Origin of the sequence: Sorangium sp. So ce367 (genome assembly GCF_051520455.1) — a bacterium.
In the GTDB taxonomy this organism is placed as follows: Bacteria; Myxococcota_A; Polyangia; order Polyangiales; family Polyangiaceae; genus Sorangium; species Sorangium cellulosum_B.
The window spans coordinates 4821276-4844214 of record NZ_CP150334.1 but is presented as its reverse complement, the minus strand read 5'-3'; the positions used below and the strand labels follow the sequence as shown (position 1 = coordinate 4844214).

Genomic DNA, 22939 nt, shown 5'->3' with positions numbered 1-22939 from the left:
TCACGCGGCGGCCTCCCCGGCGCCCTGCGGCGCGCGCTCGGCCTGCGCCGGCGGCGCGGGCGGCGCGGGCGGCGCGGGCGGCGCGGGCGGCGTGACATCGACCGCCCGCGCGTGGTCGCGCCGGAGCGCCTCGATGAACTCCGGCGTGAAGGTGCCGTCGATGCGCACCGAGTACCTGAAGTACGGGTCCGCCTCGACGCCGTGGTAATCGTGATCGTTGAACCAGTAGGCCCGGCCGGCGACCGCCGTCTTCCGCCGCGCCCGCTCGTCCCACAGGAACAGGCGCTTGTTGCCCGCGGGACAGAGCGTGATGAAGTGGTCGGGCTCGCTGTCCGGCGCTCTCCCCTCCCCGTCGTGGTGCACCGTGCCGTGATCGTTGGCCTCGAGACCCATGATGTTGCAACGCCCTATCGACGCGAACGGCAGGCGCTTCACGTAGGCGATCGTCCTCGGGAAGAACGACTTCGCCAGACGGGTGAAGTCCTTGCCTTCACTCCGGCTCTTGTCGCTCCAATAGCGGTTCGGGATGAGCTCGACATAGACCTTCCAGGGGAAGTAGACCCCATGACGGAACTTGAGCCACAGCATCTGCCGCCGGGAGAGCGGGATCTCGCGCTCCTCGCCGAACTCGAGCCCGGCGCGCGCGGAGCTCTCGATCGACGAAGGGTCGTCCGAGAGGCGCTGGAACGTGGCGAACTCCTCGTCGCCGAGGCCGCGGATCACCTCGCCGTAGTCGGCGAACGCCTCGCCGCTGCGCGAAGGTGGCATGATGCCCATCGTGCGGTGGCTGCCGCCGGTGTAATCGATCGGCACCTGCGTGAGCCCGAGGCAGATCTCCTCGTGGATCTCGTCGAGCGGGGCGAGGTCGAGGTACGGCTCGAGATCGATATAGGGTCGCGCGAAGACGCCCTGGATGCCGGAGTCACAAGGAGGTTCGACCATGGGTCCGCCGCCGGAGCCGGGGCGTCACAGCCCGGCAGGCCTACCCATATCACAAAGCCCGGGGCGCCCCGCAAACCCCGAAACCGGCCCGCGCCTCGCGGCGGCGTGACGCGAGGCTTGGGCTTGTGAGGGCGCGGCGCGTTCTGTAGCGTGCGTCCCATGGATCTGTCCTACGTCATGGGGTTCGGGCTGGGCACCACGCTCGCTCTGCTCGCCCTGCTGCGCATCGGGCAGAGGGTCTTCTCACCGGCGCACACGGTCGCCCGCGATCTCACGGAGAGCAACGCCGCCCGCCGGCTGCTCACGGTGGGCCAGGTCCTCGCGGTGTTCCTCGTCGCCGCGAACGCCGTGAAGAATTGCCTCGAGGGGGAAGGCTTCGCGCGCGACCTCCTCTGGGTGAGCGCGTTCGCCGTCGTGGGCCTGCTCCTCGTGCTCGCGACCGGCCAGCTCGGGATCCGCCTTCTGCTCAGGGCGCGGCTCCCGGCCGAGATCGAGCGCGGCAACGCGGCCGCGGGGCTCGCGGCGGGCGCGCACTACGTGGCGACCGGGCTCATCACCTCGCGCGCGATCGCGGGCAAGGATCTCGGCGATCTCGCGATCTCCCTCGGCTTCTTCGTCCTCGCGCAGATCACGCTGCACGTGTTCATCTCGCTCTTCCGGGCGCTCACCACGTACGATGACGCCGAGCAGATCCAGGGAGAGAACCTCGCCGCCGCGCTGAGCTACGCCGGCGCCTCGATCGCGGTGGCCATCATCATCGCGCGGGCGCTGGAGGGCGACTTCGAGGGTCTCTTCATCTCGCTGAAGGGCTATGGCGGGGTGCTGCTCTATCTGTTCGCCCTCTACCCTGTGCGGCAGCTCCTTGTGCAGAGCGTGCTGCTCGGCGCGCCGCTCGCGCTGCGCGGCGGCCGCCTCGACGCGGGCATCGCGGCCGACCGCAACGAGGGGCTCGGCGCGCTCGAGGCGACGACCTACCTCGCGACCGCGATCGCCATCGCGCGCCTCCTATGACCTCCGCTGACCACGCCTACGACGCCTTCGCCGCGAAGATCGTCGACACGGGCCTCATCACCGACCCCTGGTTCGACGGCGCCCCGCGCTTCCGGGAGGAGCCGGTGTTCGTCACGGCCGCCGAGCAGCGCGCCCTGTACCGCGCCGCCGAGGAGGTCGCGGCCGTCTACAACGAGCTTTGCCTGATCGTCGCGGACGAGCCGTCGCTGCTCGACGACTTCTTCTGTCTGACGCCCTGTCAGAAGGCGATGTGGCTCTCGTCACAGCCGCTGTGGCACGGCATCGCGCGCGCCGACGTCTTCCTGACGGACGAGGGCCCGGCGATCGCCGAGCTGAACTGCGACACGCCGACGGGCGAGGCGGAGGCGGTCGTGCTGAGCGCGCTCGCTGCGCCGGATCATCCGGGCGCGCGCGACCCCAACGGCGAGCTCGGCGCCCGGTTCTGCGCGATGGTGGACGAGGTCGCCCGTGCGCTCCTCGGCGAGGCCGCGACGCGGCGCCTCGGCTTCGTCTATCCGACGGAGTTCACCGAGGACCTCTCGGTCATCCGCCTTTACCAGCGCTGGCTCACGGAGCGCGGGTATTCCGTGCTCCTCGGCTCGCCGTACAACCTCGGCCACGACGAGCGCGGCCTGTCGCTCTTCGACGTCCCCTTCTCGGTCCTCTTGCGCCATTACAAGACGGACTGGTGGGGAGAGCGCTCGAGCGTGTGGACCGACGAGCAGATCCCCGACGCCGAGCCGCTCGCCGGCCCGCTCGGCGCCGTGCTGTCCGCCGCGGCCGACGGGCGCGCCGCAATCCTGAACCCGCTCGGCGCCGTGCTGCCGCAGAACAAGCGCTCGATGGCGTTCATGTGGGAGCACCTCCATCGCTTCTCGCCGCACGCGCAGTCGGTGATCCAGCGTCACGTCCCGGTGACGTCGCGGCTGGAGACGGTGCACCCCGAGCTGCTCCTCGCGCAGCGCGAGGAGTGGGTCCTGAAGAGCGATTACGGCGCCGAGGGAGAAGAGGTGATCCTCGGGCGCCACACCCCCGACGAGGTCTGGCGCGCGTCCCTGGCCAAGGCCCGGGAGGGGCGGTGGATCGCGCAGCGGTACTTCTCCGCGCTGGAGAACGCGCGGCGCGAGTCGGTCAACTACGGGATCTACCTGATCGCCGGCGAGGCGTGCGGCATCTACGCGCGCGTCCAGGCCGGGATGACCGACGTGGCCGCGCTGAGCGCGCCGGCGCTCGTGCGGTAGGCGCGTTCGCCGGGCGGACGCGCCCGCGGGCGGCTACTGGGCGGGTCGGGCCGGGGCATCCATGGCGCGCACCGCGCGGAACGCGTCGGCCGTGGCCTGCGTGTTCTGCGTCGTCACGATCTGGAGCCGGTCCCCCGCGCGCCGCGCCACGTGCACAAGGATGCCCTGCATGTCGGGCACGGGCTGGCCATCCGGGGTGACGACGCCCGTCAGCTCCCATGCCCAGCGGACGACCGCGAGATCCGGCGCGACGAAGCGTGTCTCGACACGCACGCTGGCGAGCCGGCTCTTTGCAAAGACGGTCTTGTGAATGCCGACGTGATTCGCGCGGATCTCCTCCCGCCCATGCCACCACATCCCGAAGATGTTCACGAAATCGGCGTCCTCCGCTTGAAGCGCGGCGAACGCATCCATGTCGTGCCGGTTCCAGGCGTCGTTGAAGGCGGCGACGAGCTGCTCCCCCAGCGCCGCCTGCTCGCGGGCGTCGGGCGCCGCCGCCGCGATGGCCGGCGCTGGCGCCGCCGGCGCGACAGGCTGGGGCGTCGCGGGGGCGCACGCGAGGACCAGGAGCGGGAGCGCAGCCAGGGCGAGGGCTCTATGCATGGTACGCCCCTTACTGCGAACCGGCGCGAGACGTCAACCAGCGGCGCGCTCGATCCTGGCTGCGGGTCAACCTGCTGTCCTCGCGGGCGGTAGAGGTGCCTCGATCACGTGGAACAGGCGTTGATTCGCTCGCACCGTCATCGAGGATCAGCGCTCGGCGGAATCGTAGGTTGCCAGGGCGGCCGCGGATAGGTACGCTTGGGTTTCCGCTGGGTCCGCCGCGCGCGCTGCCCGGCGGTGCTGTTGAGGCGATGAGCTGCGCTTGGGATCACAGGTTCTTGAAGGAGCTCGCGTTCACCGCGCACCGCGATGTCATCCTGACGTCATGATGTCGATCGCCGGACTGAGCCGACGCGCGTTGCGAGCCCGGTTCCTGGAGTTGAGGGCGTCCGCCTTCGTGGACGGCCGGCCGGTGCCCTTCGAATCGTTGTCGGTTCGCGCGATGAACTTCGGCCAGCATTGGCGCACCCCGGACGTGCCCCTGATTTCCTACTCCCTGGAGCTCCCCGGCGCATACTTCGTTGCTTTCCTGGCAGAGCCCGGGCAGCTTCCAGCGCTCATCGAGGATACGAGGCGCTTTCCCGAGCCGACGGAGGCGCTCGACAGGGCGCTCATCGACGCGGACTTCCCCGGCGCGGCAGAGGCAGTGAAGAACCCCATCCTCGCCAGGGAGCTCGCGCGCTTCTTCGCGCACGAGGCGCTCCTCCGCTGGCTCGGCGATGGGCCGCCGGAGCTGGAGCCAGGTTTCGTTCTCAATTCGGTCGACGAGGTTCTCCTTGGCCCCACCGGCTTGTTGCTCGAGGGCCAAGGTCGGACGTCCGGTATCACGGTCGCGTACCAGGATGTCTGAGGAACCCGCCCCAGGTTGGCATTCCGACGACCGGGGCGCGACGACCCGGCGACCCGACCCAGGTTGACGGATGAGGAGAGAGATGCATCGATTTGTCTTCAGGACGTGCGGATACCTGGCCACGATGTGCCTGCTCACGCTCGTGGCTTGCGGTGACGACGAGGGCTCCGACGAGACGTCGGGGAGCGGGGGCGCCGGCGCTTCAGGCTCGGCGGCGTCGACAGGCACGGGCGGCGCTGGCGGGTCTGGTGAGGGAGGCGGGGGCGGCGGCGCGACGGGCTGTCCAGAGCTCGTTGGCCGCGTCCCCATGCCGGAGCTCGGTCCGTGGATGTATGGGCCTCATCCCGGACCGTGCGCCCAGACGGACACGGAGACGGACACGGGACAGGAGATATCGTTCGTTTACGAATACGACGGCCAGCGTCTCGTCGGAGCGGTCGAGACGCTGGGCAGCGAAACCCACACACACACCTTCGACTACGAGGGCGAGCGCATGGTCCGCATGACCCGGACCGGCCCGGCCGACACCCGTGTCCTCGAGATCGACTACAACGACGACGCGCGGGCGATCACCTATGGGAACGACGACTACTTCGTCCGATACGACCGCGATGACCAGGGGCGCCCCGCTCAGCTGACGTTCGACCGCTTCTCGGATGATCTGCCGACCATCACGACGGAGATCGTCTACGAGGGTTGTCGTCTCCTCCGCCGGGAGCAGGGGGTGAACCCGCTCGACGGCACGCCCAGCCCATCGATCCCGGCCTTCACCTACGTCTTCGACGGTGATCTGCTGGTCGAGCGCCTCGGGGAGACGTCGCGCACGGTTTACGACTACAGCTGCTGGTGATCAGCTCGGCGGGTTCGCCGGCGCGTGGCCGCCGAGCGCGCGCACGTCGTCGGCCGTATCGACGTCGATCGCCCCGCCCGCCCAGTCGATCGCCGCGACGTCCTCGACGCGCAGCAGGCGGCCGGCGCCCTGGTCGCCCTGGAGGCGCGAGAGCGCGTCCCAGCGAGATCGGTCGAACACCGCCGGCGCGCCGACGACGCCGCCGAACCGCGACGCGGCGATCGACGCGCCCGCGAGCCACGCGTCCCGCAGCGCGGTGACGTGCTCGACCGTGAGCAGGGGCTGGTCCGCGAGCGCGATCAGGAGCGCGTCGGCCTTCGAGGCCTCCGCCCACCGGACCGCGGCGCGGACCGAGGAGGCGATGCCCTCTTCCCAGCCATCGTTCGCGATGTGCGCGACCTCCAGATCGCCGAGCGCGCGCGCGACCGCGCCGGCGCTGGCGCCGAGCACGACGCCGACCGGTCCGGAACGCGCCTCGACGCACGTGGTCGCCACGCGCCGGACGAGCGGCGCTCCGTCGAGCTCGACGAGCTGCTTGGGGCGACCGAGGCGACGTGAGCCGCCGGCGGCGAGCACGGCCAGCGCCACGCGCGCGTGCAGAGGCCGGGCACGGGCGCGGAGCTTTCCCCCCTGCGCCCGGCGCGCGACGGCCTGGAGCTCGCCCACGATCGAGAGCGCGATCTGCTCGGGCGTCTCGGCGCCGAGATCGAGCCCGATCGGCGCGTGGAGCCGCGGATCGTCGCCGGGGTGGCCGATCTCGGCGAGGAGATCGCGCGTGCGGCGCGCGGGCCCGAGCACGCCGATGTAGCGGGCGCGCGACGCGAGGGCGACGGCGAGCGCGTCGCGATCCGGCGTGACCTGATGGTGCATGATCACGACGTACGGCTCGGCCGCGGCGTCGATGAGCGCGCGGAGGCGATCCGCCGCGCCGCCGGTCGAGACGACGCGATCCGCGGCGCGGAACCGGGCGCCCTGGCGGATCGTGGGACCGGCGACCGTGACCCGGAACCCGACCGACGTCGCGAGCGTCACGACGGACACCGCGTCGTGACCGCTCCCGAGCACGAAGAGCTGCGGCGACGGCGCGATCTTCTCGACGAGCACGGTGATCCCCAGCCCGTCGAGCTCCACGACGCCGGCCGGCCCCCGCGCCGCGGCCTCGATCGCGGAGCGTGCGGCCGGATCGGTCACCGGGTGCGCGAGCGCGCACGGCGGACCGAACGCGAGGCGCGCGCCGACCCGGACCGCGCCGGCCGTCGAGCGGATCACCGTGACCAGCGTGCCGGCGGTCTCCTCCGCGAAGCAGGCGGCGGCGAACGCGAGCGCGTCGTGGGTCGCGCCGGCCGCGACGTGCTCGAGCAGGACATCGACGACGCCGTTGCAGCCGAGCCCCACCCCCCACGTCTCCCCGTCTTCGGTGGTCGAGTCGTACGTGACCACCACGGCGCCATCGCGGCACCGGTGCTCTCCGCGGAGCATCACGTCGCCCTCGAGACAGCCGCCGCTCACACACCCGGATACCCAGCGATCGCCGGCGACCAGCATCCGCGCGCCCGGACGCCGGTACGACGACCCCGACACCCGCACGACCGTCGCGAGGAGAAACGGTGACCGCTCTGCCACCAATGTCGCCGCTTCGCGCACGATCCGCTCAAGCTCGTTCATGCGCCCGGCATCATTCACCCTTCGTGGCGCGCCCGCCAGGGCGTTCATCGTCGCTGGCGACGCTGGTAACGCTGGTGACCGATCGCCCTGCACGCCGCTCGGCCGCTCGCGGTCGGGGGTGCGAGCGTGACAGAGCACCGGCGCCCCCGGGCCGATGACCGATGGTGAAGAAATGATAAGAACATGTGCAGTCGCTTGACGGCGCGCCGGCCCAAAAGTATGGCCTGAACGGCCATGAAGCTCGATGTCAACGGCGTTGTTCGTGACGTGGATGCCAGTCCAGAGATGCCCCTGCTCTGGGTGCTCCGCGATCTGCTGGGATTGACCGGCACCAAATACGGCTGTGGCATGGCCCAGTGCGGCGCATGCACGGTCCACATCGACGGCAAACCAGCGCGCTCGTGCGTCCTGCCGGTGTCCAGCGTCGGGTCGCGCAAGGTGACGACGATCGAAGGCCTGTCGCCCGACGGGTCGCACGCGGTGCAGCAGGCGTGGGCGCAGGCCGACGTCGTCCAGTGCGGGTACTGCCAGTCCGGGCAGATCATGACCGCGGTCGCCTTGCTCGAACAGAAGCCGGATCCGAGCGACGCCGACATCGACGCTGCGCTGTCCGGCAACGTGTGTCGCTGCGGGACGTACGTTCGTGTGCGCGAAGCGGTGATCCTCGCGTCGAGGCTCAAGCGAGGTGGCAAGTGACCGTCTCCCGGCGTGACTTCTTGCAAGCGGCCGCGGGCTCGGCGGCCGGGCTCCTGATCAGCTTCTACGTCCCGCAGGGCGTCCGCGCCGCGCCGAAGGCGGCGCAGCCGCCGCCGCTCTCGCCGAACGCGTTCGTCCGCGTCGGCACCGACGAGTCCGTGACCGTGGTGCTCGCGCACTCCGAGATGGGCCAGGGCATCTGGACCGGGCTCGCGATGCTGATCGCCGAGGAGCTCGAGTGCGACTGGTCGAAGGTGCGGTCGGAGCACGCGCCGACCGCGCCGGTCTACGGCCATCCGGTGTTGCAGTTCCAGATGACCGGGGGGTCGACGACGACGAACAGCGAATTCGAGCGCTATCGCACCGTCGGCGCGATGGCGAAGGACATGCTGCTGCGCGCGGCGGCCGCCCGGTGGAAGGTCTCGCCCGCGGCGTGCACCGCCGCGAACGGCGTCGTCACCCACGGCAAGGACAAGCTGACCTTTGGCCAGCTCGCCGAGGAGGCGATGAAGCTCGCCCCGCCGGCGAAGGTGAAGCTGAAGGACCCCAAGGACTGGAAGCTGATCGGCACCCTCGTGCGCCGCATCGACACGCCGGAGAAGATCACGGGCAAGGCGCAGTTCGGGCTCGACGTGCACTTCCCCGGGCTCCGCACCGCCGTGGTGCTGCGCCCGCCGGCGTTCGGCGCCAAGCTCGTCAAGTTCGACGCCGCCGACGCCCTCAAGGTGCCCGGCGTCGAGAAGGTCGTCCCCACCGCGAACGGCGTCGCCGTCGTCGCCGCGCATTTCTGGGCCGCCAAGCTCGGGCGCGACGCGCTCCGCGCCGAGTGGACGCAGCCCGAGGGAGGCGGGGCCGACAGCGCCAAGCTGCTCGCCGAGTTCCACGCGAAGGCGCGGACGCCCGGCACCGTCGCCGCCAGCGTCGGCAAGGTGGAAGACGCGCTCGCCGCGGCCAAATCCCGGCTCGAGGCGGAGTACGACGTGCCCTACCTCGCGCACGCGCCGATGGAGCCGCTCAACTGTACGGTCAAGATCGACGGCGATCGCTGCGAGATCTGGACCGGCACGCAGTTCCAGACCGGCGACCAGATGGCCGCGGCGAAGATCCTCGGCACGACGCCCGACAAGGTCCAGATCCACACGACGTTCCTCGGCGGCGGCTTCGGGCGGCGCGCCAGCCCCGTGGCGGATTTCGTCGGGGAGGCCGTGATCGTCGCGAAGGCCGCCGGCGTGCCGGTGAAGGTCGTGTGGACGCGGGAGGACGACATGCGCGGCGGCTTTTACCGCCCCGCCTTCGTCCACCGGATCCAGGTCGGCGTCGACGCGCGCGGCCTGCCGGCGGCGTGGGATCAGGTGGTCGTGGGCCAGTCGATCGTCGCCGGCACGCCGCTCGAGTCGTTCGTCACGAAGAACGGCGTCGACTTGACCTCGGTGGAAGGGATCGCCGAGTCGCCCTATGTCGAGCGGACGCCCGCGCTCCGCGTGTCGCTGCACTCGCCGAGGACGCCGGTCACCGTGCTGTGGTGGCGCTCGGTCGGCAACACCCACACGGCCTTCGCGGTGGAGAGCATGGTGGACGAGCTGGCGCACGCAGCAGGGCAGGATCCGCTCGCGTACCGCCTCGAGCTGCTCAAGGACAAGCCGCGGCACGCGAACGCCCTGAAGGTCGCCGCCGAGAAGGCCGGCTGGGGCACCGCGCCCGCGCCGGGGCGGGCGCGGGGGCTCGCGATGCACGAGTCGTTCGGCTCCATCATCGCCGAGGTCGCCGAGGTCTCGATCGAGAAGGGGCGCATCCGCGTCCACTCGGTCACCTGCAGCGTCGATTGCGGTACGGCGGTGAACCCGCTCGGCATCGAGGCGCAGATCCAGGGAAGCGTCGCTTTCGGCCTCACGGCCGCGCTCTACGGCAAGATCAACATCGCCGAGGGGAAGGTCCAGGAGAGCAACTTCCACGACTACCCCATGCTCCGGATGTTCGACATGCCGCGCATCGCCGTCCATCTCATCCCGAGCAAGGCCAAGATGGGCGGCATCGGGGAGCCCGCCACCGCGCCGATCGCGCCGGCCGTGGCGAACGCAGTGTTCGCGCTGACCAAGCAGCGGCTGCGCTCCCTTCCGTTTCGCCTCGCCTAGGAACTGACCATGATCCGATCCTCTCTTGTCCTCGCCTCTCTCCTCGCCGCGTGCGGGGGACAGACGCCCGGGGCCGCGCCCTCGCCGTCGCCGGTCAGCCGCGAGACCGCCCTCGCCGCGTTCGAGACCGTGCGCGGCGTGCTCCAGCACCCTCGCTGCCAGAACTGTCACCCTGCCGGCGACGTGCCGCTCCAGGGCGACGAGGGCCGCCTGCACACGCAGTTCGTGCTCCGCGGCCCCACAGGCCACGGCATGCCAGGCGCGGAGTGCACGACGTGCCACGGGCCGACCAACCCGCCGAACAGCTTTGGCACGCACGTGCCGCCGGGCGTCTCGAAGGGCTGGCACATGCCGCCTCCCGAGATGCCGATGGTGTTCGTCGGTGTCGCCCCGGGCGCCCTGTGCGAGCAGATCAAGGATCCGAAGCGCAATGGCGGCAAGGACATGGCGGCGTTGCGCGTCCACCTCGAGGATCCCCTCGTGACCTGGGGCTGGAACCCTGGCGCTGGCCGCACGCCCATCCCGACGCCCTACGCCGAGTTCGTCGCTGCGTGGGAGACCTGGGCCCGCGCCGGCGCGCCCTGCCCGGGTGGATGATCGACGGTCACGCGCTTCGCCGCCGGGCAGCGCCTGCTCTATGATGCGGCGCATGGGGTCGTGTCCCGCCTCGACATCGGGTCCGTGTCGGAGCGCCGGCGGAGCGCGACGCCCCTTGGCCCTGACGCCCCTACCGACGAGGGCTGGCGTCAATCGACGCTGACGCTTGTCACGGCGGTCCAGTCGTTGCGGCCGTCGGCCGAGACGAAGTGGAAGCGGAGCGTGTCCTCGTGGCGAGCGGTCGAGACGACGGCCGCGCAGGCGCCGACGAAATCGTCCTCGCGGCAGGTGTCGCGGAGATCGCCGCCGTCGTCGAGCACGCCGACGCGCACCGGAGCCACGTTCTCCCGCAGGTACGGCGCAGCGATGAGCTCGGCGGGCGCCAGCGGTGCGGGCACGGGCGCGTCGAGGTCCCAGAGGCGAAGGTGCTTTGCATCGGTGAGGTGGGCGTAGAGCCGCTCGACTTCCTTGCCGGCGTCCTCCTCGACGGCGAGGGCGAGAAGCAGGACGCGGTCGTCCTCGCGGGCGCGAGCGCGGGCCTTGAACGAGAGCGGCGCGCGCAGCGTGACGACGGCGGGGAAGCGGCCCTCCGGCGGGCGGAAGCGGACAAGGGTGCGGCCCAGCGGACGAGGGGGCGTGAGCCCCGCCGTGCCGGTCGGGTCATGGGGAACGAGGAGGTACGCGGCGAGGAGGAGGACAGGCTCGGGCGCGCCGCGGAGGAGGCCGTCGTGGCCGGAGGCGAGCTCGAGGGCGGTGATGTCGAGGCGAAGGCGGAAGGAGCGCACGCGCCTCGCGGGCGGCGCGGCGGCCGCAGGCGACGCGGGAGACGCCGGGCGAGGAGCGGAGGACACGCCGCCCTTGCGGGACCTGCCTTTGCGCTTTCGGGCCATCGGGGGAGCCGGGAGATACCACGACCGGCGGCGCTCGGGCGATCGGCCCGCGCGGCGCCGACGCTGAGCGGCGCCGCTACCGGCCGGCCGGGTCCTGGCAGTAGAACGCCTTCAGCTGCTCGTAGAGCTCCGGGTGCTTCGCCCTGAGCTTCCGTGGCTTCTCGAAGAAGGCCTCGGTGACGACGGCGAAGAACTCGGCCGGGTTCGTCGCGCCGTACGGGTCGATCACCGTGCGCTTGAGGCTCGCCTCGTCGCGGAGGAGGCGCTCGTACTCGCGGCCGAGGATGCGCGCCCACGCCGCGTACATCGAGCGCTCGGGCAGCTCGGGCGCGCCGTCGGCGGGCCCTTCCTCCTGGTCGAGCTGGTGCGCGAACTCGTGGAGCACGAGGTTGTGACCGTCGCTCATGTCCGCCGCGCCCGCGAGCACGCCGTCCCACGCGAGCACGACCGACCCCCGCGACCACGACTCTCCGAGCCGCGCGTGATCGCCCTCGACGACGACGCCCCCCTCCCGCACCTCCCGGCCGCGGGCCACGTAGGTGCTCGGGTAAACGAGGACGACCTCGAGCTCAGGGTAGTAGTCGGTCTCGCGGTGCAAGAGGAGGAGGCACGCCTGCGCCGCCACCGTGACCCGGATCTCGTCGGTGATCTCCAGGCCGCCGCACCCCTCGAACGGCTTCTCGTCCAGAAAGACCTGGATATGCCCGAGGAGCTCCTGCTGGTCCTCGGCCGGAAGGCGGCCGAAGCAGGGCACGTTCCGGTCGAGGATCTCGCGCCACGCGGGAGGAAAGGGCTCACGGCGGACGGCGTCGCGCCGCCGCTTCCTGAGAAAGGCCAGCATCGACGACCACCTTACCCGCTCGCGTGGCGCTGTCGGAAGAGCGGTGAGCGGCCCTCGCGGAGTGCCCGTGCCGCAGCAGCGGATCACCACCGCCTGCTGCCATGGCAGCAACGAGGGTCCGCGGCGCCGCCCTGAGCAGGCGCGCCGCCTGCGGCGGTTCGTCAGAGCCGGCTCTGCGCCTACGCCTGCGCCGTCGCCTGCGCCGCGCCGACCGGGCGGACGCTCGACGCGGGCACCGCCTCCGGCGCCGATCCCGCCTGGCTCAAGCGCCGCTTCGCCTCGGCGACGACCTCGCTCGGCAGGGGGCCCTTCCTCGCGAACTCCAGGTTGTCGCGCAGGTGCTTCGGGTTCCGGGTCCCGACGATCGTGGTGCTGAGTCCCGGGTGCGACAGCGTGAAGCGCAGGGTGAACTCGATCCGGCTCAGGCCATCGAGCAGCTCGTCGAGCCTGGCCCGCTCCCACCGGTCCTGCATCGTGGTGCCCGGCAGCATGTAATTCGTGCGCTGCCAGTCGGTGGGCGCGCCGCGCGCCACGCCGCCGCGGATGATGGTCCCGGCGCCGGCCTGGGCGGCCTTGCTGATCACCTCTTCGTGCTCGCGCTGCAGCGCGGAGTACGGGATCTGGAAGGCGTCGAAGACGCCGAGCTCGATCTGCTCGACCAGGTTGGGCAGCGTGCCCGAGACGCCGAGGAAGCGCACCTTCCCCTCGTTCTTGAGCTTCAGCGCCTCTTCCAGGGCGCCGTCCTGCTCGAACTCCTGCCGGGTGAGGCTGCGGTGAAACTGCACGAGATCGAGGTGGTCCGTCTTCAGCAGGCGCAAGCTGTTCTCGACGCCGTGCCGGATGTTCTGCGCCGTATGCACGTGCTCGCCCTGGGCTCCGCCGACGACGCACCCGCATTTCGAGGCCAGGAAGTACTCGTGCCTGCGGTGCGAGAGGAAGCGCCCGATCCGCTCCTCGCTGCGACCGTAGTCGATGGAGGTGTCGATGAAGTTGATCCCGGCGTCCAGCACGTCGTTCAGAATGCGCTCCGCCTCCTGATCCGAGAGCTCAGGGCCTCGCGGCGCGCCACGCAGCTCCATGGCGCCGAAACCGAGGGTGGTGACGCGGACGCCGGTGCGTCCGAGAAGGCGAGTGGGCAGATCGGTCATGGTCTTCCTCCGAGAGCGAACACGAGCTGGTCGCAACGGCTGGTTGCGCCCCTGAGCGAGGGATGTTGGTATTCCGCGTCACACAACACGACGCGCGATTCACGGCTGCGCTGGGCGCCCCCGCAATCTGCATCTGCGGAGTCTGCAAGCGGTGCGCCAAGGGCGGGCCAGGCGGAACGCCGCTTGACGCCGCCGCCCCTCGCAGAAACCCTGGCTCCTCCTCCGTGACCCCGCGCCCCGCGACCCAGCCGGCCACGGTCTTCGCGCAGGCGCTCGGCATCGCGGTCGTGACCGCCTCGCAGCGCGACGGCATCGCGCCGCCCGAGGTGTGCGCGCGGGTCGGCGTCGACCCCGCGGTGCTCGGCCGCGCCGACGCGCGGGTGACGCACGACGAGCTCTGCCGCGCGTGGGCCGCGTTCTCGGCTGCGGACGAGTCGTTCGGCCTGCGCGCCGCGGTGCTCGTCGACGCCGCGCCTCAGTCGCTCGTCGAGTACACGTTCGCGAGCGCGGGCGACGTGCGCGGCGCGGTGCGGGCGTTCCTGCGCTTCCAGCGGCTCATCCACGACGCCGCCGCGCACACGTTCGAGGAGGGGCCGGCCCACGTGACGTTCCGCTTCGCGCTCGCGCCCGGCCACACGGCCCCGAGCGCGGTGTGGGACTACCTCGCGGCGACCACCGTCCTGCGCTTCCGGCGCGCCGCGACGCCCCCGCGCGAGCCCACGGTCGTCCGCCTCGTGCGCCCGCCGCTCCTGGACGACGCGCTCGCGCGCACCGTCTTCCGCGCGCCCATCCGCTACGGCGAGCCGCGCGCCGAGGTCGAGTACCCGAGGGCGCTCCTCGACGCGCGGATGAGCACCACCGACCCGATGCTCTACGCGCTCCTCGCCCAGCAGCTCGAGCGCGCGCTCGGCCTGCCCGCGGGCGAGCACCGCGTGCTGCCGCGCGCCGAGGAGGACGTGCTGGCGCGCGTGCGGCGCGAGCTGCGCACGGCGATCCCGCAGGGCGAGGCCACGCTCGACCACGTCGCGCGCGCCGTCGGCCAGAGCGCGCGCAGCCTCCAGCGCCGCCTGTCCGAGCGCGGGACGAGCTTCCAGGCGATCGTCGACGACGCGCGGCGCGCGATGGCCGAGGAGCTCCTCGCGGCGCACCGCGCGACCGTGACCGAGGCGGCGTTCGCGGTCGGGTTCACCGACGTCGCCGCGTTCACCCGCGCGTTCAAGCGCTGGACCGGCGTGCCGCCCGGCGCGTGGTCCCGCCGCCGCTGAGTTGCTCCGGCGTGGGCGCGGCGTCGAGCGACCCCCGGCGGCGCAGGCCCCGAACCACCGCGACCGCCGACGTTCCCCCTCGAGACGCCCGTGACCACGGACACAAGGGTAGATTTTTCTCACCCCCCTACACAACGCTTCGATAAGACCTTACACAGCCGCGGCGGCGGCTGCCCGGCGCGAAGCGCCCCCATCGAGCGTCACGCGCATCGTGCTAGGATGCGCCCGCCCGCCAAGAAAGGTGCATGATGTGGCTCGATCGGGTCATCAAATCGCTCTTACCTCGTGAAGAGCACTTCTTCGACTTGCTCGAGCGGGGCGCCGACTGCGCGCTGCAGAGCGCCAACGTCCTCTCGGAGTGCTGCAGCGCCCGGAGCGCCAGCGAGAGGCAAGCCCTGGTCTCGCGGATCACCGACGTCGAGCACGCCGCCGACGCGGTGATCCGCGACGTCTACGACGCTCTCAACAAGACGTTTGTCACGCCGCTCGATCGCTCCGACATCTACGCCCTGGCGACGGACCTCGAGAACGTCTCCGATCGCGTCCACTCGACGATGATGCGGGTCGTGGTCCACGCCATGGAGGATCTCCCGCCGGCGAGCCAGGAGCTCGCCGCCAAGATCCTGGAAGGGTGCAACGAGATCCACAGCGCCGTCAAGCTGCTCCGGGGGATGAAGCGGGTGTCGGAGATATACCGGCATTGCAAGGCCATCGCCAAGCTCGAGCACGACGGCGATCAGATATTTCGCTCGGCGATCGTCGAGCTCTTCAACACCGAGAAGGACGCCATCCACCTCATCAAGCACAAGGAGTTCCTCGAGGGGCTCGAGAACACGCTCGACGCCTGCGATGACGTCGCCAACGCGCTGGAGGCGCTGGTGATCAAGAACGCCTGAGGGGCGCGCCATGAACACTCTCCTCGTCACGCTGACCCTCGTGGTCGTGGTCGCGCTCATCTTCGACTACATCAACGGCTTCCACGACACGGCCAACGCCATCGCCACGGTGGTGAGCACCGGAGTCCTCCCCATCCGCACCGCCGTGCTGCTCGCGGCGCTGTTCAATTTCGGGGGCGCGCTCACCGGCACGGCGGTGGCGAGCACCATCGGGAAAGGGCTCATCGTCCCTTCGGCGGTGACCCAGGTGGTGGTGCTCAGCGCGCTCGTCGGCGCGATCTTCTGGAACCTCTTCACCTGGTATTTCGGTATCCCGTCGTCGTCGTCTCACGCCCTCGTGGGCGGGCTCGTGGGCGCGGGCGCCGGGCGGGCGGGCGCCGCGGCCGTGCAGGGGGCGGGGCTCCTGAAGGTGGTCAAGAGCCTGATCATCAGCCCCGTCGTGGGCTTCGCGATCTCCTTCCTCGGGATGATCGCCATCTTCTGGATCGTCCGGCGCACCCGGCCGGCGGTGGTCAATCGGCGCTTCCGGATCCTGCAGATGGTCTCCGCTGGCTTCATGGCGCTCTCGCACGGGAGCAACGACGCCCAGAAGACCATGGGCATCATCACGATGGCGCTCGTCGCGTACGGCGCGATCCCCTCGGGCCACGGCGACTTCCACGTGCCGCTCTGGGTGGTCTTCGCCTGCGCGACGGCCATGGCCCTCGGCACGGCGGCGGGCGGGGTGCGGATCATCAAGACCATGGGCACCAAGATCATCGACCTCAAGCCGATTCATGGTTTCGCCGCCGAGACCAGCGCGGCGGCGACCATCTTGACCTCGTCGTTCCTGGGGATGCCGGTGTCGACGACCCACGTGATCACCGGCTGCATCATGGGCGCGGGCGCGAGCCAGCGGGTGAGCGCGGTGCGCTGGGGCGTGACCACGCGCATCCTCTGGGCGTGGGTGCTCACGATCCCGGTGAGCGCCGTCGTGGCCTGGGCCTGCTATCTCGGACTCTCGTCGATCCTCGGCGGTTGAGCGTCGACGCGCCGCGCCGCGCCGCGCCGCCATCGCTGACAGCTGACAGCTGACGCTTCCCAAGGAGGCCCTCCGTGCACCGTCGCCATGCGCTCTGGATCTTCATGCTCTGCCTGGCTCCCCTGCTCGCCGCGTGCGGGCACCCCTGGAAGACCATGCGTGAAGCCGTGCCGAACCCGTTTTACGGCCAGGGGCGCTTCGGGGTCGTCCCGATCGTCTTCTACGGCCTCCAGGTCGGCGACGGCTCCGAGGCCGAGTGGATGGCGGAGAAGGACGCCGAGCAGCAGCAGAGCTGGCAGGAGGACAAGGCGGCGATGAACGAGGAGTTCACCGAGGCGCTGATCGCGACGGCGGCGTCGGAGGGCGTCGCCATCGTCAGGGCGAGGAGCGCAGCCGACGCGCCGTTCTTCCTCCGCGCGAACGTGACGTTCTACGAGCCCGGCATCTTCGCGGTCGTGCTCAACAAGAACACGCGCCTCAAGGCGATGGTGCAGCTCACCGATCCGGCCGGGGGCGTGTTCGACGAGTTCTTGATCGACACCGCGGTGCCAGCCTCGTTGACCAACCCGTCGAGCGGAGGGCGCGCGCGGACCGCGGCGAGCCAGCTCGGGAAGCTCGCCGCGAGGTACATCATCCATCGCGTCCAGGGCGAGGACTGAGCGCCGCGCGGCGCGGTCAGCGCGCGATCTGCGCGAGCGCCGCCTCGGCCGACGGCGCGGCGAGCCCCAGCTCCGTCGCCCCGTAGCGCGCGAGCGCCCGGCGGTCTGCCGGCGAGAGCGGCCGCGCGTGGAGCGCCTTCGCCGCCGCGGCGGCGCCCTCACCGCAGGACGCCGGCACGCTCGATCCGTAGCGCAGCGCCCGGTGCGTCCGGATCATCGCGAGCACGTCGAGCGACGCGCCCGCGTAGTGCGCCACCTGATCGAGCAGGAACGCCGCCAGGGGCCGCGGCACGGGCACGCTGTCGAGCGCGTCGGTCAGGCGGAGCTCGTAGACGACACGCTGCTTCGACGGCAGGAACGTGGTCCGATCGAACGTCGCGTCGCACGAGAGGAAGATCTGCGACGTCGGGACCAGCACGCGGACGGACGGGGCCACGTCCCACGCGGCGATCGTGTGGTTCCACGTCGGCCAGAAGAGGCCGACCCCGCGGACGTCGAGCCGGCGCGCCAGCCCGGCGAAGAGCGCCGAGAGCTCGTCGCACTCCGCCGTCGCCGAGGGCCCGGCCGACGACGCGAGCGGAGGGCTCTGCCTCCACGCGGCCCAGATGTGCCAGGCGGTCGGGTTGCGATCGGTGATGCTCCAGCGCAGCCGGAACGGACCGCCGTCGCGCGTCATCTCGAAGAGCGTCCGGACGCGCACGTAGTCGCGGACCCGCCCGGCGCCGCACTCGAGCCCGTGCTCCGCGCAGAAGCGCTCGGCGTCGGGGCGCCGCGCGTCGGCGGCGCACGCGTCGATGCGCTCGCCGAGGCGGGCGGCGAAATCGCGCATCGGCAGCGCGTCCGGGAGCGCCTGGCTCTCGGTGGCGGCGCAGGTCTCGGCGCGCGCGGTGGCAGCGGGCGCGGTCAGCGCCGCGGCCAGCGCGAGCGCGAGCAGGTGATGCGGTCCGGGGAGCGAGCGGCGGTTCGGCATCCCCCTTCATCGCGCGGCGGCGGCGGAGTGTGACCGGATGCGGTCACGGCCGGGCGAAGGACGTCGGCGAGCCGGGTCATGATCGTCTCCCCGCCGGCGGCGTCCACCGGGCCCTACCGGCCGCCCTCACTCGATGGTCGACGCCGTGACCATGATCGGCGTGTCATCGTGGTTCGAGATCTGCGGATAGGTCGGGTACCACGACCCGCCGATGTTGTTGGTGATCACCGACCGGTCGATGACGATGTTTCCGGTGTGATCGTTGCTCACGAAGAAGATCGCGCTCCCGTGGGCGTTCACCTCGTTTCGCTCGATCCGGGTCCCGCAGAGCGTGAGCGTCATCGTGGTGCCGTCGTTGTAGATGGCCCCGCCGCTGCCGCCGCCCGGCGTCCCGGCCATCGCGGGGTTGCCGCCGTTGCCGAGCGCGCGGTTGTGGGAGAACAGGCTGTTGATGACCGTCCACGAGACGCCGATGCTGCTGATGCCGCCGCCGTTCGCGCACTCGTTCCCGTAGCCTTCGGCGCCGCCGAACGTGCTGTTCACCACGTGGAGCGGAAGGCCGTTGTACTGCATGAACGCCCGGATCCCGGCGCCGCCGATGTCGGGGCCGGTCGGATCACACGTGTTGTTGAAGAAGCGTGAGTTGACGACCTTCAGGCGCCCGCCTTGCGCGAAGATGGCTCCGCCGCCCTCGTCGTCATCGTTCGTCGAGTTGCCCCCGAAGAACGTGAGGTTCTGGACCGTCAGGCGCGGGTGGTCCTGGTTGTCGCAGTTCGGCGTCGTCCAGACTTGCGCCTCGTCGCAGGTGTTCATGTAGAGGATCCGCCGCTGCCCGCCCCCGCTCAAGGTCACGAGCCCGCCGCCGTCGATCACGATCTCGGGGCCCGTATCGTTGAAGATCTTCGCCGTCTCCTCGAGCGTGATGGTGATCGGCTCCGGGCCGCAGTCGAACGTGATGATGCCGCCGGCCGCGACGGCGCTGACGACGGCCTCCGAGGTGCAGCTCTCCGGCGTCCCGTCGCCGATCACCGTCGTCGGTGACGAGGTGTCGGCGGCCTGGGCCTCGGCCGGAACAGCGCAGCTCCCCTCCGGGTTGCCTGCCGCGGGGCCATCCCCCTCATGCACCGGAGGCTCCGGCGTCGAGCCGCCCGAGCCCGGGCCGGCTCCCGAGGAGCTCGTCGCTCCGGCGCCGCCCGTGCCTGTCCCCCCGTCACCCCCATGCGGGTCGTCCCCGCAAGCCGCAACTACGGTCGCCATCGACAAGCACAAGATCAGCCCCAGCGATCGCCGCATCACGCCCTCCTCGATCCGAAAGGTTTTGCTCAGCGGCGTGGACACCTCTCGGGCCGCTCGCTCCTCGCGTGGCCAGTCGCCAGCATCATCGCAGCGTACCTCCGTCGTGCGGCGGTCCGCTCATCGATCCCACAGCGACCGAAGAGCCCATGGCACACCCGCGACACGGATGTCCCCCGCGATCAGCCGCTGCGCCCTGTGAGGTTGGGGGCACACACCAGGCACACACGTTGCCATGAGAGCTCACCGGAGGGACGAGATGCACAACATGGCGTGGATGGTCGCGGCGCTCCTGGTGGTCGGCTGTGGCGGGGCGGACTTGCCCGAGGGCTGGGAGGATGCAGAGGCGATCGAGGGCCTCACCCAGAGCGAGTGCAAGGCGGGCGTGTCCGAAGACACGGTGCAGGAGGCGCTCGTGGCGACGCCCGAGCGCGGCGCTGTTCACATCGAGTACCGCGCCGCGCAGTTCCGATGCGACCAGGAGGTGGAAGGCTTTGTCCGGATCGCCGACAGCAGGGTGGATGTGCTCGTGCAACCCGTGGACATGGACCCCGGGTCCGTGGCCGGGTGCGACTGCCGCTATGACATCGACATGGCCATCAAGGGCCTGAGCAAGGGGGCCTTTGCCGTCGAGCTGTACCGCCGCTGGGACAACATCAACGATCCGAACGATCCGAAGAAGATCGGCTCCGCCGACGTGCAGATCCCGTGAGATGGCCGCAAACCGAGGCGGGAGCCGTGGAGCTCCGCCGCGCGGTAAGCGATGCGCAGCCCGAGCCCCTGCCCTTGATCCAGGCGCCGAGGCCGCCTGTGCGCGGCCCACGACGCCAGGCGAGCCCGACCTGGCCCGCTTGCTCCCTCGGATCCGTGAGCATCGGACACGCCTCGACACACCGGCCGAGCGCGTCGGATCACCGTCAGCCCGCGGCGGCGCGCGCCCCGCGCGCTCGCCGCACCCGGTCGACCGCGACGGCGACGACGATGATCGCGCCCGTCGCGATCTCCTGCACCCAGCTCGGCAACCCGAGGTGGACGCCGCCTGTCCGGATGACCGTGATGAGCAGCGCCCCGATCACGCTCCCCGCGACGCTCCCCTCGCCGCCCGAGAGCGGCGCGCCGCCGATGACCACCGCCGCGATGACCTCGAGCTCCAGGCCGATCGAGTCGGTCGGGTCACCCACCGTCAGCGTCGAGAACTCCATCACCCCCGCGACGCCGGCGAGGAGGCTCGACAGCGTGTACACCGCGATCTTCACGCGCCCCGTGTCGATGCCGCACAGGCGCGCCGCGGCCTCGTTGCTGCCGACCGCGAACACGTGCCGCCCGAAGCGCGTGAACATGAGGACGGCGAAGACCAGGATCGCCAGCGCCGCCGTCATCCACAGCCCGGGCGCGGTGAGGTCGGACGACAGCAGCGCGTCGAGACCGCGCGGATCCGCGTCGATCTTCTGCTCGGACGCGAGCCCCTTCGCGGCGCCGCGCAGCGCGCTCATCGTGCCCAGCGTCACGACGAAGGGCACCATCCGCGCCCGCCCCACGAGCGTCCCGACGAGGGCGCCCACGAGGCCCGCCGCCGCCGCGGCGACGAGCGCCGCCGGGAGCGCCGGCACCCCCGCGCGCAGGAGCTTCGCGAGGACGACCGTCGTGAACGCGACGAGCGAGCCCGTGGAGAGGTCGATCCCGCCGGTCGCGATGACGAGCGTCATGCCGACGGCGCAGATGCCGACCACCACCGTCTGCCGCGCCATCGTGAGCAGGTTCTGGCTGCGCAGGAACGTATCGGGCGTCAGCGCCGCGAAGAGCGCATAGACGAGCAGCAGCGCGACGAGCGGCCCCACCCACGGCGGACGCTTCTTCACGAGGATACCTCCAGGAGGAGCGACGCCTCGGTCCATGACGACGCGGGCCGCGGCGGGTCGAGGGTCCCCCGGCGGAGCACCGCGATGCGATCGCAGGTCGTGACGAGCTCGTCGAGCTGGCTCGACACGAGCACGATCGCCTTGCCGGCGCGCGCCAGATCCCGGAGCAGCGCCAGCACCTGCGCCTTGCTCGCCACGTCGATGCCGCGCGTCGGCTCGTCGACGAGGAGCACGTCGAAATCCTCGCGGAGCAGCCGCGCGATCTGGACCTTCTGCTGGTTGCCGCCCGAGAGCTCGCCGGCGCGCTGCTCCGGCCCGCGTGCCCGGATCGCGAGCTCCTCGATCCAGCGCGCGCCCTCCGAGAGGACCGATCTCGGCCTGGCGAAGCGCGGGGCGCGGGGTGAGAGCCAGACGTTCTCGGCGAGCGAGCGGCCGAGCATCAACCCTTCCCCGCCGCGATCCTCGCTCAGCAGGCCGATCCCGCGAGGAGCGCGCAGCGCGACCGTCCCGCCGCGCCTCGGATCGAGCCCCGCGAGGATGCGGAGGAGCTCCGTCCGCCCCGAGCCCACGAGGCCGGCGATGCCAAGGATCTCCCCTCGGCGCAGCGTCAGCGACGCGCGCTTCGGCCGCTTCACGCCGGAGACGCCCTCGGCCTCGAGCACCACCTCGCCGCCGTCCGGAGGCGCCGCCTCGGACACCGCGCTCGCGCGCGAGTCATCCAGCGCGCGGCCCAGCATCTCGCGGACGATCTGCGCCGGCTCGATCTCGCGCGGATCGCCCTCTCCCGCGACGCGGCCGTCGCGGAGCACCGTGTAGCGATCGGCGTGCGCGCGCACGTCCGAGAGGAAGTGGGTCACGAGCAGCACCGCGAGGCCGGCGTCTCGCAGGGCGCCGACGCGCTCGAACAGGCGCGCGGCGTCCGACTGGCCCAGGCTCGATGTCGGCTCGTCGAGGACGAGGAGCCGCGCCGCGAGCCGCCCGTCCTCGCGGAGGCCGCCCTGCGCCAGCGCCCGCGCGATCTCGACGAGCTGCTGATCGGCGACGCCGAGCTCCCCGGCCCGCGCGTCGAGCGGCACGCGGCCCGGATCCGCGGTGACGAGCGCGATCGCCGCCCGCGCCACGGCGCGCGCGCGCGGGCGGTCCCGGATCTCTAGCCCTAGCCGCGCGCGCGCGCGCGGCTCGATCCCGAGCACCACGTTGTCGACGACCGTGAGGTGGGTGCAGAGCGTCCGCTCCTGCGGCACCAGGACGACGCCCGCGCGGCGCGCCTCCTCGGCCGACGCCGGCGCGTACCGCGCCCCTCCGAGCAGGATCGCGCCAGCGTCCGCGCGCTCCATGCCGAGCAGGACGCGCGCCAGCGTGCTCTTGCCCGCGCCGTTCTCGCCGAGCAGCGCGTGGATGCTCGCGGGCGCTACCCGCAGCGACACGTCGCGCAGCACCGGGTTCGGGCCGAACGCCTTGGCGAGGCCGGTCACCTCGAGGACGGGCGCGCGCTCTCCGCCCACGGGCC

General features: G+C 71.5%; 22 protein-coding genes. 12 read left to right on the top strand and 10 right to left on the bottom strand.

The annotated features are described in order from the left end of the window. A complete protein-coding gene (locus WME97_RS18420) occupies positions 1–942 on the bottom strand; it encodes a hypothetical protein (protein ID WP_437553419.1) in 942 nt (313 codons plus the stop codon). Positions 943–1101: 159 nt separating this feature from the next. Here WME97_RS18420 and WME97_RS18415 point away from each other — a divergent pair, with 159 nt between their 5' ends. Both WME97_RS18415 and WME97_RS18410 read left to right on the top strand, forming a co-directional pair. Beyond that, positions 1102–1953 (top strand): DUF350 domain-containing protein, encoded by an 852-nt coding sequence (locus tag WME97_RS18415; protein ID WP_437553418.1) that lies wholly within the window; start codon positions 1102–1104, stop codon positions 1951–1953. Next, positions 1950–3194: a glutathionylspermidine synthase family protein gene (locus WME97_RS18410; protein WP_437553416.1), complete on the top strand. Its 1245-nt coding sequence runs from the start codon at positions 1950–1952 to the stop codon at positions 3192–3194. The genes WME97_RS18415 and WME97_RS18410 overlap by 4 nt, the downstream gene beginning before the upstream one ends. 33 nt (positions 3195–3227) lie before the next feature. Here the strand turns inward: WME97_RS18410 and WME97_RS18405 are convergent, their stop codons facing one another. Beyond that, positions 3228–3797 (bottom strand): SgcJ/EcaC family oxidoreductase, encoded by a 570-nt coding sequence (locus tag WME97_RS18405; RefSeq protein ID WP_437553414.1) that lies wholly within the window; start codon positions 3795–3797, stop codon positions 3228–3230. Positions 3798–4122: 325 nt separating this feature from the next. Between WME97_RS18405 and WME97_RS18400 the strand changes: the two genes are divergently transcribed. Next, positions 4123–4647, top strand: a complete 525-nt coding sequence (locus tag WME97_RS18400; RefSeq protein ID WP_437553412.1) for a hypothetical protein — start codon at positions 4123–4125, stop codon at positions 4645–4647. 82 nt (positions 4648–4729) lie between these two features. Then, positions 4730–5497, top strand: coding sequence for a hypothetical protein (locus WME97_RS18395; protein WP_437553410.1), 768 nt, complete (start codon positions 4730–4732; stop codon positions 5495–5497). Here the strand turns inward: WME97_RS18395 and WME97_RS18390 are convergent, their stop codons facing one another. Further along, a complete protein-coding gene (locus WME97_RS18390) occupies positions 5498–7162 on the bottom strand; it encodes an NTP transferase domain-containing protein (protein ID WP_437553408.1) in 1665 nt (554 codons plus the stop codon). Positions 7163–7396: 234 nt separating this feature from the next. Here WME97_RS18390 and WME97_RS18385 point away from each other — a divergent pair, with 234 nt between their 5' ends. The 3 genes from WME97_RS18385 to WME97_RS18375 are packed head-to-tail and all read left to right on the top strand — an operon-like array spanning position 7397 to position 10587. After that, on the top strand, positions 7397–7858 hold the full coding sequence (locus WME97_RS18385; RefSeq protein WP_437553406.1) for a (2Fe-2S)-binding protein: 462 nt from the start codon (positions 7397–7399) through the stop codon (positions 7856–7858). Beyond that, positions 7855–9990: a molybdopterin cofactor-binding domain-containing protein gene (locus WME97_RS18380; RefSeq protein ID WP_437553404.1), complete on the top strand. Its 2136-nt coding sequence runs from the start codon at positions 7855–7857 to the stop codon at positions 9988–9990. The genes WME97_RS18385 and WME97_RS18380 overlap by 4 nt, the downstream gene beginning before the upstream one ends. Positions 9991–9999: 9 nt before the next feature. Next, on the top strand, positions 10000–10587 hold the full coding sequence (locus tag WME97_RS18375) for a hypothetical protein (protein ID WP_437553402.1): 588 nt from the start codon (positions 10000–10002) through the stop codon (positions 10585–10587). A gap of 149 nt (positions 10588–10736) precedes the next feature. On the opposite strand, the gene WME97_RS18370 is transcribed toward WME97_RS18375, so the two are convergent. From WME97_RS18370 to WME97_RS18360, 3 genes are all read right to left on the bottom strand, one after another. Continuing rightward, the gene (locus tag WME97_RS18370) at positions 10737–11477 is read right to left on the bottom strand and encodes a hypothetical protein (protein WP_437553400.1); all 741 of its coding nucleotides are present in this window, start codon (positions 11475–11477) and stop codon (positions 10737–10739) included. Positions 11478–11553: 76 nt separating this feature from the next. Beyond that, positions 11554–12318: a zinc-dependent peptidase gene (locus WME97_RS18365; protein WP_437553398.1), complete on the bottom strand. Its 765-nt coding sequence runs from the start codon at positions 12316–12318 to the stop codon at positions 11554–11556. Positions 12319–12497: 179 nt separating this feature from the next. Beyond that, a complete protein-coding gene (locus WME97_RS18360; RefSeq protein ID WP_437553396.1) occupies positions 12498–13466 on the bottom strand; it encodes an aldo/keto reductase in 969 nt (322 codons plus the stop codon). A 224-nt stretch (positions 13467–13690) separates the two neighbouring features. Here WME97_RS18360 and WME97_RS18355 point away from each other — a divergent pair, with 224 nt between their 5' ends. From WME97_RS18355 to WME97_RS18340, 4 genes are all read left to right on the top strand, one after another. After that, positions 13691–14731, top strand: a complete 1041-nt coding sequence (locus WME97_RS18355; RefSeq protein ID WP_437553394.1) for an AraC family transcriptional regulator ligand-binding domain-containing protein — start codon at positions 13691–13693, stop codon at positions 14729–14731. 245 nt (positions 14732–14976) lie between these two features. After that, a complete protein-coding gene (locus WME97_RS18350; RefSeq protein ID WP_437553392.1) occupies positions 14977–15627 on the top strand; it encodes a DUF47 domain-containing protein in 651 nt (216 codons plus the stop codon). 10 nt (positions 15628–15637) lie between these two features. After that, a complete protein-coding gene (locus tag WME97_RS18345) occupies positions 15638–16648 on the top strand; it encodes an anion permease (RefSeq protein ID WP_437553390.1) in 1011 nt (336 codons plus the stop codon). Between the two features lie 74 nt (positions 16649–16722). Next, positions 16723–17307 carry a hypothetical protein gene (locus WME97_RS18340; protein WP_437553389.1) on the top strand — a complete coding sequence of 195 codons (585 nt, stop codon included), beginning with the start codon at positions 16723–16725 and terminating at the stop codon, positions 17305–17307. A 16-nt stretch (positions 17308–17323) separates the two neighbouring features. Here WME97_RS18340 and WME97_RS18335 read toward each other — a convergent pair whose 3' ends face one another. After that, positions 17324–18277: a hypothetical protein gene (locus tag WME97_RS18335; RefSeq protein ID WP_437553387.1), complete on the bottom strand. Its 954-nt coding sequence runs from the start codon at positions 18275–18277 to the stop codon at positions 17324–17326. A 126-nt stretch (positions 18278–18403) separates the two neighbouring features. Then, on the bottom strand, positions 18404–19534 hold the full coding sequence (locus WME97_RS18330; protein ID WP_437553385.1) for a hypothetical protein: 1131 nt from the start codon (positions 19532–19534) through the stop codon (positions 18404–18406). A gap of 295 nt (positions 19535–19829) precedes the next feature. Between WME97_RS18330 and WME97_RS18325 the strand changes: the two genes are divergently transcribed. After that, positions 19830–20282 (top strand): hypothetical protein, encoded by a 453-nt coding sequence (locus WME97_RS18325; protein WP_437553383.1) that lies wholly within the window; start codon positions 19830–19832, stop codon positions 20280–20282. Positions 20283–20487: 205 nt separating this feature from the next. Here WME97_RS18325 and WME97_RS18320 read toward each other — a convergent pair whose 3' ends face one another. Together WME97_RS18320 and WME97_RS18315 are read right to left on the bottom strand one after the other, a co-directional pair. Continuing rightward, entirely contained in the window at positions 20488–21429 is a 942-nt protein-coding gene (locus tag WME97_RS18320; protein WP_437553381.1) for an ABC transporter permease, read from the bottom strand. Beyond that, entirely contained in the window at positions 21426–22934 is a 1509-nt protein-coding gene (locus tag WME97_RS18315) for a sugar ABC transporter ATP-binding protein (RefSeq protein ID WP_437553379.1), read from the bottom strand. Before WME97_RS18315 ends, WME97_RS18320 begins: the two co-directional genes overlap by 4 nt. Between the last annotated feature and the right edge of the window lie 5 nt (positions 22935–22939).